The sequence below is a fragment of the Agromyces sp. LHK192 genome (assembly GCF_004006235.1).
Taxonomy (GTDB): Bacteria; Actinomycetota; Actinomycetes; order Actinomycetales; family Microbacteriaceae; genus Agromyces.
Genome location: NZ_CP034753.1, coordinates 1,969,842 through 1,983,310, shown reverse-complemented (window position 1 = coordinate 1,983,310; position 13,469 = coordinate 1,969,842). Strand labels below are relative to the sequence as shown.

The window sequence follows — 13,469 nt, the reverse complement described above, 5'->3', positions numbered from 1 at the left end:
CGGAACGCCCGGACGGCGCGTGTTCGGTTGTCGACGGCGAGCCGTCTGTGGCCGATTATGCACCGGATCGCCCGCTCGGACAAGGCCACCACGTCGGTTCAACGCAACGGATGCCGACGGTTGCGGTCCACGAAACCGTATACTCGGTGAAGCGTTCCATCCGCAGTTCCCTCCCCCGAGTTCCGTTGCCGTGACGTGAGGAGCACGCCCCTTGGCCGTTCGCGACGCGATCCTCGCCCTGCTCCTGGCCGGTCCGGCCTACGGGTTCCAGGTCCACGGGGAACTCGCCCTGCGTAGCGGAGCGCGCCGCGAGGTCAACGTCGGGCAGACGTACGCCACGATCGACCGGTTGACCGCTCGAAAGCTCATCGAGCCCGCTGGAACGACCGACCACGGACTGCCGTTGCACCGCCTCACCGCCGAAGGCCGGCGGGCGGCGCGCGAGTGGCTCGACGGCGCCGATGCCTCGGGCGCCGATGCCTGGGACGAGACCGTCGATCGAGTCCTCATGGCCGCGACGCTCCCGGACGTCGACGTCCGCCCCGTGATCGCCGCCGAGCGGGAGCGGTGGCGTGATCGGGAGGCGGAGGCATCCGCTCGAGGAGCATCGGTCCTGGACCCGGCAGGCGCGCTCGGCGCTGCGGTCGAGCGTGCCGCGGCGCTCGCCCAGGTCGAACGGGCGGCCTCCGCGCTCGCCTGGCTCGACCGCGTCGAGGCGGATCCCCCGCCGGCGTTCGAGCCCTCGAGCGAGCGGCCGAGACGAGGCCGTCGACCCGGGCGCTCGGCGCCGAGCGAGTCGGACGCCGACGGGGCCGGTGCGCCCGACGGCGCGGCATCCGATCACGCGTCGTCGGCGTAGCTGTCGACGATCCGCAGCCCGAGCGGGAACTCGACCGCGAAGTCGCCGAATAGCAGGCGGCCGGCCTCGGCGGCCGTCTCGCGGACGGCGTCGGCGACGCGGTCGGCATGCTCCTCGGGCGTGTGCACGATCAGTTCGTCGTGCAGGAAGTACGCCAGGTGCGGAGAACCGCCGAACACCGGCCCCGATGCGCTCGACGTCAGACGCGCCGGCGACTCGTCGCCGATCGCGGCGAGCCGCGTGCGGAGCGACGCCATCCAGCAGAGCGCCCACTCGGCAGCGCTTCCCTGGACCACGAAGTTCCGCGTGAACCGGCCCCAGTCGCGCGCCGACGACCGGGCCCGCCGTTCATCGACGTGGGTGGCCTCGGGCTGCGCCGCCGCCGACTGGACCTCCCACCAGGTCGCCGGGGGAAGCGGTGACGAGCGCCCCAGCAGCGTGGTCACCCGGCGTCCGCGTTCACCGTCGGCGGCCGCACGGTCGACGAGCGCCATCGCACGCGGATACGCGCGGCGAAGGCGCGGGACGAGCCGGCCGCTGTCACCCGTCGTCGCCCCGTAGATGGCGCCGAGGATGGCGACCTTGGCCTGTGCGCGGTCGTCGACGAGTCGCCCGGCGACGAGACCGGCGTAGAGGTCTCGTCCGCGCCCGGCATCGGCGAGTGCCTCGTCGCGGGCGAGACCGGCGAGCACACGGGGTTCGAGCTGCGCCGCGTCGGCGATGACCAGTCGCCAGCCGGGGTCGGCGACCACGGCGGCCCTGACCTGCTTCGGCAACTGGAGCGCCCCGCCGCCGTCGGTCGCCCAGCGCCCGGTGGCGGTGCCGCCCGGCACGTATTCGGCGCGGAGCCTGCCGTCGGCGATCCACTCGTCGATCCAGGCCCAGCCGTTCGCACTGAGCAGCCGGGACATCCGCTTGTAGGCGAGCAGCGGCTCGACGACCGGATGCCGCAGCTCCATGATCTCCCACTTGCCGGTCGACTCCACCGGGAGGCCGGCGTTGCGCAGCGCGCGCAGCAGGTCGACCTGGGAGTCGACGTTGAGCGACGGCGCATCGAGGGCGGCGCGGACCTCCGCCGCGACGGCGGCCATGCGCGCGGGCTTCACGCCCGGCGCGACGGGCTGCGGACCGAGTTGCTCCTCGAGCACCCTTCGATGCCGGGCGACGCTCCACGGGAGCCCTGCCGCGCGGAGCTCGACGCCGATCAGTGCACCTGCGGACTCGGCCGCGGCGAGCAGTCGCAGCGCCGACGGCGCCTTCGACCCGGCGATCACCGCATCCTGGCGCGCGAGCTCGTCGATCGCGGCGTCGACCCCGGATGCCGCGGCCGGCGCGCCGCCGTCGACGGCGATCGCAGCGAGCGGATGGTCGACGAGGTCGAACAGCGCGAGGCGGTTCGGTTCGGGCACGGGATTGCGCGAAGCCGCCGCCTCGCGCGCGGCCGCGTCCTCTGCCGGCCCTCTGCCGAGCCAGTCGGGCCGGGGCCCGGCAACCGCACGCGCATCGTCCGCGAAGTCGGAGTGCTCGAGCACGGCTGCGACCAGGCGGAGATCGTGCCCGCGTTCGACCCGAACGCCCGCCGCGAGGAGCTCCGGATACCAGTCGCGGGTGTCCGCCCAGACCCAACGCGGGCGCGACGACTCGTGCTCGCGGACGAACGCGGGCAGTTCCGCACGGTCGACGATGCCGAGCGATTCGGGTACCGCCGCGTCCGGACCCGGCTGGGCGAGGTCGTCGGCGACGGCGACCGCCTTCACCCGGGCGCCGCCGGCCGCTCCGAGGACGATCCGCACGCCGTCCATTCTCCCGGGCGCCGCCGACACCCACGCATCCATCGGCTCACCCCGCGAGCATGTCGGGGGCGCGTGGCACGATGCACGCATGCCGAACCGAGCCGCCCGATGACCGCCGTGGCCTTCGCGTGCGGACACGGCGCCGACCCCCGCGCGCCCGGAGCGGTGCGGATCCGCCGCGGATGCCCCGTGTGCATGCTCGTGCACGAGACGCATCGGTCGCGCGAGGAGCTCCTCGGTCGCGTCCTCCCGCGCCAGCGCAGCGCGCTCGCGAACGAGACGCGGATCGGAGCCGAGTACGACTGGCGGTGCCGGCGAGGCCACGACCAGTACCGGGCGACGGTCCTGCAGGCGCTCACGGGCACCGGTTGCGCGAAGTGCCGGGCCAGCGCGACGGCGCCGGCGAGTCTGCGCGAGGCCGGCGTCGCGGTCATGAATCCGGGGCTGCGCACGCGCACCTCCATGACCGAGCAGCGCCTGCGCGCACTCCTCGGCGAGCGGCTCACCCTGCATCACCGGGTGAACGCGGTGCGGATCGCGCGGACCTTCCACGGGCGGAACGAGGTGTGGCCGGACATCCTCGTTCCGCAACTGCGCATCGCGATCGAGTACGACGATCCGGGTCGCTCGCGGCGGGCGCACCTGGGCCTCAAGGAGGCATCCGACGTCGATAAGGACGACGCGCTGCGCGAGGTCGGGTGGGAGGTGATCCGAGTGCGCGGTGGCGGGCTGGAACCGCTCGGGCGGTACAGCGTCGAGTGCCGGTCGATCACCGCGGGCGTCGCCGACCGGATCGTGGAACTGATGCGGCAGATCCGCGGCGATGCAGCCGTCGACCGTATCGCACGCGCGCCGGTCGACGCCGCGGCCGAGTCCGGCTGAGGCCGCGTCAGGCGTTCACGACTCCGCGACCCGGCGGCCGGTGCCCGCCGTCGCCGACGCGTCATCATGCTCGACCTCTGCCGCTTCGGGGATGCCCAGCCCGCGCGGGAACACGCTGTGGCGCAGCGGGGTCTCCATGGCCGCGACGATGTCGTCGACGTCCACGTGTGCGAGATCCGACGGCCTCCAGTCGGGCACGGTCGATTGATGCAGCGTCTCGGTGTTCTGCGCGACGAGCGCCTGCACGCCCGTGAACAGGTCGGGCTGCGTCGTGAACCAGCGGGCGAGCCGCAGTTCGCGCTCGAGGGCTTGGCGCAGCGTCTCGCCGTCGCGCGCCGCGCGTACCGAACGCAGCGTCGCGACGAGCGCGGTCGGCGAGAGCCGCAGGAGGGTGTCGGCGGCCGTGGCCGCATTGCTCGCCGCCTCCGGGTCGGTCGAGTCGGCCGCGCGCAGCCCCTCGACGACCTCGCCGTTCGAGAACGCCCACAGGCGCTCCAGGATCGCCGGCACGGTCTCGGCCGAGTAGCAGGCGTCGATCCAGTCCTGGGAGGCGAGCAGGGCGGACTCCCCCGGTTCGGCGGCGAAGCCGCGCACGACGGCATCGGGCTCCGCCATGCCCTCGGCGCCGAGCGCCTCGACGAGTTCGCCGACGCGGTCGGCGGGCACCACGACGTCCGCGAAGCCGAGCGCGACGGCGTCAGCGGCGCTCAGGTCCACCGAGTTCAGGGCGAGGTAGGTGCCGATCTCGCCCGGCGTGCGGGCGAGCCGCCAGGTGGCGCCTCCGTCCGGCACGAAGCCATATCCCGTCTCGGGCTGCCCGAGCCGGATGCGATCGGTCACCACCCGCGTCGACACGTGGCCGCCGAGCGAGAGACCGCCGCCCATCGTCATGCCGTGCATGATCGAGACGACCGGCTTCGGGAACTCGGCGAGCTTTGCGATCACCCGGTATTCATCGCGGAAGAACACGGTGCCGATCGTCATGCCCTCGGCGGCTCGCGCCAGGATCTCGCGGAAGTCGCCGCCCGCGCAGAAGCCGTGGTCGCCGACGCCGTCGAGCAGCACCGCGGTGACGTCGGCGTCCTCGGCGAACGCGTCGAGGGCCTCCGACAGCGCGTGCATCATCTCCAGGTCGATCGCGTTGATCGACTCCGGACGGTTCAGGCTCAGCCGGCCGAGCGAGCCGGTGACGGCGACGTTGAGGGCATTCACGCCCTCCACGCTAACGGGCCGCGAGGGGTCGTGCCGACACGGCCGCGATCAGAACGACGCGACGACCCACCAACCGACGATGAACAGGCCCATCGCGATGAAGACGGCGCCGATCGCGAGGAACACCTTCGGCCCCGGGCTGCGCAGGCCGGGGCGCATGCCGGGCGCCTCGCGCTCAGCTCGGATCGTCGCGGCCAGCCAGCCTCGACGGACGATCAGGAGCGTGCCTCCGACGAGCGCGAGCACCGCCCAGACGAGGGCGAAGACGAGTCCGGGTTCCACCCGACCAGCGTAACCGCGCTGGTCGTCGCCCCTTGCCGAACGATATATCGCTGGGTATCGTTCCGGTATCGCTCTCGATCGACGAGGAGGCAGCCATGTCCAGTCCGTTCTCTGCAGGATTCGGCCCCAAGCCGGGCGCCTCGGGCGGCTGGCCCCTCTGGGACGCGCTCGACCAGTTCAAGGACGTGTTCGAACAGCGGATGTCGCCGCGCATGGCCCGCGGCGACGTGCGCGCCGCGGTGCTCGCACTGCTCGCCGAGCGCCCCATGCACGGCTACCAGGTCATCCAGGAGATCGAGGAACGCAGTGGCGGCGCGTGGAAGCCCAGCCCCGGCTCCGTGTACCCGACCCTCCAGATGCTCGCCGACGAGGGCCTCATCTCCGCCGAGGAGTCCGGTGGCCGCAAGACCTACACGCTCACGGACACCGGTCGCGCCGAGGCCGACGCCGCCTCGGCGAAGGCCGCGCCGTGGGAGGCATCCGGCTCGAAGGATTCCGGCCGGACCACCGAACTGCCGAGGGCCGGGGTCAAGCTCGCGCAGGCCGTCGGACAGGTCGCGCGCGGCGGCACCCCCGAACAGGTCGCGCAGGCCGTCGAGGTGCTCGACGACGCTCGGCGTAGGCTCTACTCCATCCTCGCCCAGGACTGACGCGATCCGCCGCGCGACCGTCGGCGAGCAGGAGGCCCGATGACCGACGTCCGCGCCTCACGTGCGCGCTACCGGCGCATCCTGCGGTTCGCCCTGCGGTACATGGCGCAGGCGTGGTGGTTCGAACTCCTCCTGCCCCGTCTCGGGCTCGCCGGCGTCGCCGCCCGCGGACGCGCGGCGCGGATGCGACGGATCGCGCGCGAGTTCCACGGGCTCGCCGTGTCGCTGGGCGGCCTGATGATCAAGGTCGGCCAGTTCATGTCGTCGAGGCTCGACGTGCTGCCGCCGGAGATCACGAAGGAACTCGAAGGCCTCCAGGACGAGGTGCCGCCGGTCGAGTTCGCCGCGATCCGCGCGCTCGCCGAGGCGGAACTCGGCGTGCCGCTCGATCGCGCGTACGCGTCGTTCGATCCGGTGCCGGTCGCCGCGGCATCCCTCGGCCAGGCGCATCGTGCGCGCCTGTCGGCCGACGACGCCGCGCAGGCCGGGTTCACCGACGTGGTCGTCAAGGTGCAGCGACCGGGCATCGACGAGATCGTGACGGTCGACCTCGCGGCGCTGCGGAAGGTCGCCGGATGGCTGAACCGGGTGCGCCTGGTCGCGGACCACGTCGACCTGCCGCGTCTCATCGAGGAGTTCGCCGCCACGAGCCGCGATGAGATCGACTACCTGCACGAGGCTGCGAGCGCCGAGCGCTTCGCGGCAGCGTTCGCCGGCGACCCGCGCGTGGGCGCTCCGGCGGTCGCCTGGGAGCGGACCACTCGGCGGGTGCTCACGCTCGCAGACGTGACGGCGATCAAGGCGAACGACCTGGCCGCCCTCCGAGCGGCCGGGATCGATCCGTCGTCGGTCGCGCCGGTCTTCGCCCGCGTGATGTTCGACCAACTGTTCGACCACGGGTTCTTCCACGCCGACCCGCACCCCGGGAACATCTTCGTCACGCCGCGGCCGGACGCTGCCGGCACCGACGAGGACCCGGCGTGGGCGCTCACGTTCGTCGACTTCGGCATGATGGGCGAGGTCCCCGAGCACCTGCGCGACAGCCTGCGCCGGCTCGTGATCGCCGTCGCGTCGCGCAACGGCCGGCAGCTGGTCGACAGCATCCAGGAGGTCGGGTTCCTCCTGCCCTCGGCGGACACCGCGCAGCTCGAGCGGGCGATGACCGAGCTGTTCGCGCGGTTCGGCGGCATGGGGTTCGCCGAGCTGGCGCAGGTCGATCCCGACGAGTTCCGCGACTTCGCCGTGCGCTTCGGAGACCTCGTGCGGTCGTTGCCGTTCCAGCTTCCCGAGAACTTCCTCCTGATCATCCGGGCGGTGTCGTTGACGTCGGGGCTGTGCAGCTCGCTGAACCCGGCGTTCAACATCTGGGACGCCGTCGAGCCCTATGCCGCGAAGCTGCTGCGCGACGAGCGGGGCAACGCGGCCCAGGCCTTCGCGAAGGAGGCCGTCTCGATCGCCGGCACCGTCGTACGGCTTCCCGGCCGGCTCGACCGGCTCGTGTCGGCGTTCGAGGACGGCACGGTCGCAGTGGACGCCCCGCGCCTCGACCGGCGCATCCGGAGTCTCGAGCGGCTCGCGCGGCGGCTGATCGCCGTGGTGGTCTTCGCCGCGTTGCTGATCTCCGGGGCGGTGCTGCGGGACGAACTGCCGGTGCTCGGCATCGTGCTCATGGTCGCGTCGATTCCGGCACTCCTCCACGCCCTGTTCGCCGGATTCGTCACGCGACGATCCGATCGCGGCGCGTAGGACTCCGGCGGACCGGACGTGCGCGGGCGATCGCGCGAGGCCGTCGCGGGTCAGGCCGGCGCGAGCGCGACGATCAGCGTGCACACGCTCAAGACCGCGCACGCCGGCGTCATGACCGCGCGTTCGGCGCGGCTGCGCGAGATCGCGTTGAGCAACGTGCCGAAGACGAAGTATCCGAACACGATCCAGGTCGCGACGATCGCGAACGTCGTCGGCGCGCCGAAGGCGCCGGCCCGCCAGAACAGGAGTGCGGCGATCGCCGCGTAGAGCAGGACGGCGAGGGCGCTGCCGATGCGCAGCCCGCGCGGCAGGACCCGGTGCTGGCCGCCCCAGACGAACCGCCCGTACGGTCGGCCCGCCGCGACGAGCACCTGCACCACGCCGATCGCCGCGAGCACCAGGGTCGCGACCGTCGCCGCGATGAGCGCGGTCATCGCCGGCCTCCCGCGCTACCGTCGGATGCCTCGGCGCGCGCCGCGAGGTGCCGTTCGGCATTGGCGATCAGCGTCTCGAGCTGCTGCTGCAGGAGCGCGAGGTCGATCGAGTCCTCGAGACCGTCGTCGGATGCGTCGAGCCCGGCCCAGGCCGAAGCCAGCAGCCGTGATCCGGATCCGGTCAGCGACACCAGGTTGGCGCGCGCGTTCGACGGGTCCGGCGAGACCTGCACCAGCCCCTTGCCGACGAGCTCGGCGAGTCGTTGCGTCACCGCCGCGCGCGAGACCCCCATCCCCCGGGCGATGCTGCTCTGCCGCGCCGGGGCGAACGCGTCGATGGTGATCAGCGCGGCGAAGTCGGCGACGCCGATGCCGTGGGCAGGTCGGAGGTACACGTCGGCCACACGGTCGACGAGAGCCGTCGCGCGATGCAGGGTCAGGGCGAACGGACGTGATTGCGGGGCCGCGGCATCCATAGTGTTAAGCACTTAACACCTCGTCTCCCGCTGCGTCAAGCTCCCGTTGCGGCGTAGCCTGAGGCGATGACCGATGCGCTCGACGACGGCCCGTTCTACCACGGCACCAAGGCCGCCCTGCAGGTCGGCGACCTGTTGACCGCGGGCTTCCGGTCGAACTACCGGCCCGAGGTCGTGATGAACCACATCTACTTCACGGCGCTCCGCGACGGCGCGGGCCTCGCGGCCGAACTCGCCATCGGCGACGGCATCCCACGCGTGTACCGGGTCGAACCGACCGGGCCCTTCGAGGACGACCCGAACGTGACCGACAAGAAGTTCCCCGGGAACCCGACGCGGTCGTTCCGGAGCACCGAACCGCTCCGGATCCTCGAGGAGGTCGACGACTGGACCCGGCTGACGTCGGAGGCGCTGCAGGAGTGGCGCGAGCGGCTCGCAGTGCTGCGCGCCGAGCCACGGGGCGAGATCATCAACTGACGCGGGAGGCGCCCGGAGCCGGCCGCGCCGCAGCGCTCGCGACATCCGTCACTCGTGCTCGGGCAGCAACGGTGCCGACCAGCCCTGATCGCGGCCGAGCTGCACCGCCCGTGCGACGGACGTGGCGCCGAACCGGTCTCGCACGGCATCGAGCACGCCGTCGAGCCGCTCGCCGTCGCCCCAGTCGATCGGCAGCTCCGGCTGCGTGCCGTCGACCTCGCCGAGGTGCGACAGTGAGATGCCGATCAGCGTGACACCGCGCTCCTCGATCACGGACATCGCCGCCGCGAGCAGGCCCTGTGCGACGAGGAGGAGCACGGCCGTGCGGTCCGTCGGAGCACGGAGCGTCCGCGAGCGGGTGGCCCGCGTGTAATCGCCGAACCGGAGGCGGAGCACGACGGACCGGCAGACCCGGTCGCGGTCCCGCAATCGACGCGCGAGGCGGTCGACGATCTGGGTGAGGATGACGTCGATCTCCTCAGCGGTGCGCGGGCGGTTGCCGAGTGCCCGCTGCGAACCGATGGATCCGCGCCGGCGAGTCGTGTCGACCGGGCGCGGATCCCGCAGCCGGGCGAGGGCGTGCAGGTGCGCACCCGCCGCGCGCCCCAGCAGTCGTTCGGCGGTCGCGGCCTCGAGCTCGGCCAGCTCGCCGACGGTCCGGATGCCGAGGCCGTGCAGCTTCTCGGCCGTCGCCGCACCGACGCCCCACAGCCGCTCCACGGGCAGCGGGAGCAGGAACGCCTCCTCCCGCTCGGGTTCGACGACGAGGAGCCCGTCGGGCTTGCTCACCGCGCTGGCGACCTTCGCGAGGAACTTGGTCCGCGCGACCCCGACCGAGATCGCCAGGCCGACCTCGGCGCGCACGCGCTCGCGCAACCGTGCCGCGATCTGCTCCGGACTCCCCGCGATGCGACGGAGGCCGCCGACCTCCAGGAACGCCTCGTCGATGGAGATGCCCTCGACGAACGGCGTCGTGTCACGGAAGACGGCGAACACGGCCTTGCTGGCTGCCGAGTAGACCTCCATTCGCGGCGGCACGACCACGGCGTCCGGACACAGCTCGCGCGCCTGCCGACCGCCCATCGCGGTCCGCACGCCGCGCGCCTTCGCCTCGTAGCTCGCGGCGAGGACGACACCGCCGCCCACGATGACCGGGCGTCCTCGCAGTGCCGGCGCGTCGCGCTGCTCGACCGAGGCGTAGAACGCGTCGAGATCGGCGTGCAGCACCGTGGCCTCGCCGCGCATCCGCACCTCCCGAGCATCTCCGTCCGACAGCGGGATCGTCGCACCTGCCTGCGACATCGGGTGCTCCCCATCGCACACCGTCCGGAGCACGGTCGCCGATGCGGCCGCGACTCTGCGAGGATCGTTCGCATGACCGACGCCACCGCATCACGTTCGAACCCGACCGCCTGGGCCGCCTTCTGGGTCGCGCTCGCAGGCCTCCTCCTCATGCCGATCCCGCTGTTCATCGGCCTCATCCTCGGCGGAGGCCTGTCGATCGTCGCCGCCGTGCTCGGCGTGATCGCGCTCCTGAAGGGACTCTCCCGCAGTGGAACGGGCATCGCACCCGTCGTGTTCGCCGCCATCTTCATCGCGCTCACCTGGGGCGGCATCTCCGTCGGCGGCGGCGTCATCTGGTGACGATTCCGCGGGTGTGACGCCTTGCGACTACGCGCGCCTGCGTCGCTCGACGGTCCGCAGGGCTGCGAGCACGAGGCATCCGAGCAGCAGGGCGACGGTCGCGGCGGCGAGGGGTGCCGCAGCGTCGAAACCTGCGGCCGGTAGCACATCGGGGGCATCCGCCGTGTTCCGCAGTTCGACGGCGGCCGTGCGGCCGGACCCGATCGTGATCGTCGGATCGCTCACGGGCGCGCCGTCGATCAGCCAGGTGGGATCGCCCCACGTCACGCCGGGCACCCGCGGCGGTGAGACCTCCTCGAACGTGACGACCGCGCCGATCGGCAGTCCGTCGACGGTCACCGTCTGCCCGGGCCGCACGATCAGTTCCTGGGCTTCGCCCTCGTCGACCCGGTAGGTGACCGTGAACGGCGTGTCCGCGGGCACGGACGCACCACCGTCGCCGGTCACGGTCTTGGTCACCGCGAACCCGCCCGGGGCGGGCTCGGCGTCGTTCTCGAGGGTCAGTTCGACGGTCGTACCCACCGTCGAGACGAACGACACCCACCCGTCGACGTCGGGTGCCACCGGCTGACCGTCGATGGTCCACGTCGGAGTCCCCCACGAGACGCCGGGGATGTCGGGAGGCGCCGCCTCTCGGAGGAACACGGTCACGCCGGAGGGCAGGTCGTCGACCACCACCGGCACGCCGGCCGTCACGGAACCCGCGGTCACCGGGCCGTTCGACACGCGGTACTCGATGGGGAACACCGTATCGATCGGAACGAGGCCGGATGCCGACCCCGTCACGGTCTTGAGGAACTGCACCGAGCCGAAGCCGTTCGCGGTGTTCGTCAGCGCGAGGGCGACCGTGCCGCCCGGTTGCACCACGAACGTCACGTTGCCCTCGGCATCGGGAAGCACCGGGACGCCGTCCACCGTCCAGCCGGGCGTTCCCCACTGGACGCCCGGGATGTCGGGCAGGTCCCCCTCGCGAACGGTGACGACGGTACCGGCCGCCACCGGGCCGAACGTGATCACCTCGTCCGCGGGAATCGTCGTGGTCGTCTCCGGGCCACCGTCGAGCGTGTAGATGATCGGATACTCGAAGCCGTCGGGGATCGCGTCGATGCCGTCGCCGATGACCGTCTTCGATCCCGAGATCCAACCGACCGCGTCGGCCGTGTTCGTGAGCTCGAGGGCGATGGTCTCGCCGCCGACGAGCGTGAACGTGATGTCGCCGTTCTCGTCCGGGACCGCGGGCTGCCCGTCGACCGTCCAGGTGGGGGTTCCCCAGGTGATGCCGTCGAGGACGGGGAACGTGACCTCGGAGATGGTGACGACGTCGCCGGCGACGAGGTCGTCGACGACGGCCGGGTCACCCGGAGTCACGACGATCGAAGTCGGGGTTCCGCCGTTCACCGCGTACTCGAGTCCGAACTCCGCGCCCGCTGGGACGACCCCGGCTCCGGAGCCGGTGAGGAGCTTGGTCACGCTGAATCCGGCCGGGATGGGTGCGGCGGTGTCGGTCACGACCAGGGCGACGGACGGATGCGTGGCGTCGATGACGAACGTGGTGTCGCCGTCCCACGTGACATCCGACCAGGCCAGTTCCGGCGGAAGCACGTCGTCGGAAGGCGGCAGCTCGAACACGACCACGCGGGTTCCGAAGGGGAACATCCCCTCCGGTGAGACGGTGCTCCCGTCTGCCGGCACCGAGAGGACGCCGTCGACCAGAGTGCCATCGGGGAGGAACGCGAGGTATCCGACCTCGAAGACGGTGCCTGGCGCCAGTTGGTCGGGGCTCACGCCCGACAGCGCCTTCGACACCGAGAACGTCCCCTCGTCGACCGGCGCGTCGCACGGCAGCGCGCCGGCGAACAGGTAGGAGTGGACCTCGCCGCCGGCGATGGTCACCGAGTTCGCGATCACCTGGCCGTCCCACGGCTGCGCGCGGATGCTGAGGTCCGCGTTCGGCGCGTAGATCGAACCGTCGCCGCGGCCATCGGTGCTGATGTCGACCGGTCCGGTGACCTGCGAGAGGTCCCAGATCACGTACGGCGAGTAGGTCCCCTCGGGATCGATCGCCGGGGGGAAGATCGACGTCGTGCCGGGTTCGACGTGGATGACGAGCGGGTTCAACGGGCCCGGCACCCCGTCCGAGAACTGCAGCAACCGGGCGCCGGCGATGTCGGCGTACTGAAGCACGTTGGGCTGATCCGGCGACAGGGTGCCGAGCACGATCCGATCGCCGGCGTCCTCGACGATCTCCACCGGGTACCCGATGAGGTTGTCGGGATCGACCACATCGATGAGGCACTGGTCGATCTCGTCCTCGTCGGCCTGGCGGTTGGCCTCGACGTAGTCGGCCACCACCGACGAGGTGTCGAGTCCCGTTTGGTAGGTGTAGATGCTTCCGTCACCGTCCGACGTCGTCGGCGGCGCGGCGTCGTCGGGATACACCTGGTTCTCCGCGTCGATGAGCGGCGGCGAATCGCTGCCCGTCGACAGGGCGTATCTCAGCCACGATGCCCGGGTGAACGAGACGAAGGGACCGCCGCGATCCACGATCTTCAGGTCGCCGATCTGGGAGGGCTGCGTGGCTCCGGCGCTCGTGATCTGGACGCGGCCGAGGTTGTCGACCGGGTCGGGATCGTAGGAGCCGATGAGGACACGGGTCGGATCGCCGTCGATCGTCGGCAGCACGTAGCCGCCGGTTCCCGCGATGACGTGCGCGAACTGGTAGGTCGAGCTCTGCGTGAGCCGGAGCTGACCGCCGACGGCGATGCTGCCTTCGAACTCCGAGTTGCCGAGGCTCGCGTCCTGTTTGGCGTACACCGTGAATCCGCCGGCGAGGGTGAACGGGTTGACGGCGGACAGGCCCGATGGCAGGACCGAGGTCACCGGCCTCGTCACGTCGACGGCGCTCGACGGCGTCACGATACCGACCGCGATCATTCCCGCGGCCAGGAGCGCAGCACCGATCGCACCGATCACCGAACTCGCCCGTCGCCCCACGCGTCCCCCGACCGCCCTGC

At 72.0% G+C, this 13,469-nt stretch carries 13 protein-coding genes; 6 read left to right on the top strand and 7 right to left on the bottom strand.

The window, feature by feature from the left end; translation table 11 throughout:
* Window positions 1-211: 211 nt before the first annotated feature.
* Entirely contained in the window at window positions 212-859 is a 648-nt protein-coding gene (locus tag ELQ40_RS08865) for a PadR family transcriptional regulator (RefSeq protein WP_127793359.1), read from the top strand.
* Here ELQ40_RS08865 and ELQ40_RS08860 read toward each other — a convergent pair.
* Entirely contained in the window at window positions 841-2,652 is a 1,812-nt protein-coding gene (locus tag ELQ40_RS08860) for a bifunctional 3'-5' exonuclease/DNA polymerase (RefSeq protein ID WP_240666016.1), read from the bottom strand. The genes ELQ40_RS08865 and ELQ40_RS08860 overlap by 19 nt on opposite strands.
* A 108-nt stretch (window positions 2,653-2,760) precedes the next feature.
* Between ELQ40_RS08860 and ELQ40_RS18775 the strand changes: the two genes are divergently transcribed.
* Window positions 2,761-3,534 carry a hypothetical protein gene (locus tag ELQ40_RS18775; protein ID WP_164863519.1) on the top strand — a complete coding sequence of 258 codons (774 nt, stop codon included), beginning with the start codon at window positions 2,761-2,763 and terminating at the stop codon, window positions 3,532-3,534.
* Window positions 3,535-3,549: 15 nt separating this feature from the next.
* Here ELQ40_RS18775 and ELQ40_RS08850 read toward each other — a convergent pair whose 3' ends face one another.
* Together ELQ40_RS08850 and ELQ40_RS08845 are read right to left on the bottom strand one after the other, a co-directional pair.
* Window positions 3,550-4,746: an enoyl-CoA hydratase/isomerase family protein gene (locus tag ELQ40_RS08850; protein ID WP_164863517.1), complete on the bottom strand. Its 1,197-nt coding sequence runs from the start codon at window positions 4,744-4,746 to the stop codon at window positions 3,550-3,552.
* Between the two features lie 48 nt (window positions 4,747-4,794).
* Window positions 4,795-5,028 carry a hypothetical protein gene (locus ELQ40_RS08845; protein ID WP_127793356.1) on the bottom strand — a complete coding sequence of 78 codons (234 nt, stop codon included), beginning with the start codon at window positions 5,026-5,028 and terminating at the stop codon, window positions 4,795-4,797.
* 95 nt (window positions 5,029-5,123) lie between these two features.
* On the opposite strand from ELQ40_RS08845, the gene ELQ40_RS08840 reads away from it, so the two are divergent.
* Together ELQ40_RS08840 and ELQ40_RS08835 are read left to right on the top strand one after the other, a co-directional pair.
* A complete protein-coding gene (locus ELQ40_RS08840; RefSeq protein WP_127793355.1) occupies window positions 5,124-5,678 on the top strand; it encodes a PadR family transcriptional regulator in 555 nt (184 codons plus the stop codon).
* 39 nt (window positions 5,679-5,717) lie between these two features.
* Window positions 5,718-7,424 (top strand): AarF/ABC1/UbiB kinase family protein, encoded by a 1,707-nt coding sequence (locus ELQ40_RS08835; RefSeq protein ID WP_127793354.1) that lies wholly within the window; start codon window positions 5,718-5,720, stop codon window positions 7,422-7,424.
* A 50-nt stretch (window positions 7,425-7,474) separates the two neighbouring features.
* On the opposite strand, the gene ELQ40_RS08830 is transcribed toward ELQ40_RS08835, so the two are convergent.
* Entirely contained in the window at window positions 7,475-7,858 is a 384-nt protein-coding gene (locus ELQ40_RS08830; protein ID WP_127793353.1) for a hypothetical protein, read from the bottom strand.
* A complete protein-coding gene (locus ELQ40_RS08825; RefSeq protein WP_127793352.1) occupies window positions 7,855-8,346 on the bottom strand; it encodes a MarR family winged helix-turn-helix transcriptional regulator in 492 nt (163 codons plus the stop codon). The genes ELQ40_RS08830 and ELQ40_RS08825 overlap by 4 nt, the downstream gene beginning before the upstream one ends.
* A gap of 54 nt (window positions 8,347-8,400) precedes the next feature.
* Here ELQ40_RS08825 and arr point away from each other — a divergent pair, with 54 nt between their 5' ends.
* On the top strand, window positions 8,401-8,811 hold the full coding sequence (arr, locus tag ELQ40_RS08820) for an NAD(+)--rifampin ADP-ribosyltransferase (protein WP_127793351.1): 411 nt from the start codon (window positions 8,401-8,403) through the stop codon (window positions 8,809-8,811).
* A 48-nt stretch (window positions 8,812-8,859) separates the two neighbouring features.
* Here the strand turns inward: arr and dinB are convergent, their stop codons facing one another.
* The gene (dinB, locus tag ELQ40_RS08815; RefSeq protein WP_127795223.1) at window positions 8,860-10,056 is read right to left on the bottom strand and encodes a DNA polymerase IV; all 1,197 of its coding nucleotides are present in this window, start codon (window positions 10,054-10,056) and stop codon (window positions 8,860-8,862) included.
* A gap of 129 nt (window positions 10,057-10,185) precedes the next feature.
* On the opposite strand from dinB, the gene ELQ40_RS08810 reads away from it, so the two are divergent.
* Complete coding sequence (locus tag ELQ40_RS08810) at window positions 10,186-10,455, top strand: hypothetical protein (protein WP_127793350.1); 270 nt, start codon at window positions 10,186-10,188, stop codon at window positions 10,453-10,455.
* A 27-nt stretch (window positions 10,456-10,482) separates the two neighbouring features.
* Here ELQ40_RS08810 and ELQ40_RS08805 read toward each other — a convergent pair whose 3' ends face one another.
* Window positions 10,483-13,428: a DUF5979 domain-containing protein gene (locus ELQ40_RS08805; RefSeq protein ID WP_127793349.1), complete on the bottom strand. Its 2,946-nt coding sequence runs from the start codon at window positions 13,426-13,428 to the stop codon at window positions 10,483-10,485.
* Between the last annotated feature and the right edge of the window lie 41 nt (window positions 13,429-13,469).

Excerpts from the sequence above, each read along its gene's own strand:
- arr (WP_127793351.1), top strand. The coding sequence starts at position 8,401 with ATGACCGATGCGCTCGACGACGGCCCGTTCTACCACGGCACCAAGGCC.
- ELQ40_RS08835 (WP_127793354.1), top strand. The coding sequence starts at position 5,718 with ATGACCGACGTCCGCGCCTCACGTGCGCGCTACCGGCGCATCCTGCGG.
- ELQ40_RS08830 (WP_127793353.1), bottom strand. The coding sequence starts at position 7,858 with ATGACCGCGCTCATCGCGGCGACGGTCGCGACCCTGGTGCTCGCGGCG.
- ELQ40_RS08810 (WP_127793350.1), top strand. The coding sequence starts at position 10,186 with ATGACCGACGCCACCGCATCACGTTCGAACCCGACCGCCTGGGCCGCC.
- ELQ40_RS08840 (WP_127793355.1), top strand. The coding sequence starts at position 5,124 with ATGTCCAGTCCGTTCTCTGCAGGATTCGGCCCCAAGCCGGGCGCCTCG.
- ELQ40_RS18775 (WP_164863519.1), top strand. The coding sequence starts at position 2,761 with ATGACCGCCGTGGCCTTCGCGTGCGGACACGGCGCCGACCCCCGCGCG.
- dinB (WP_127795223.1), bottom strand. The coding sequence starts at position 10,056 with ATGCGCGGCGAGGCCACGGTGCTGCACGCCGATCTCGACGCGTTCTAC.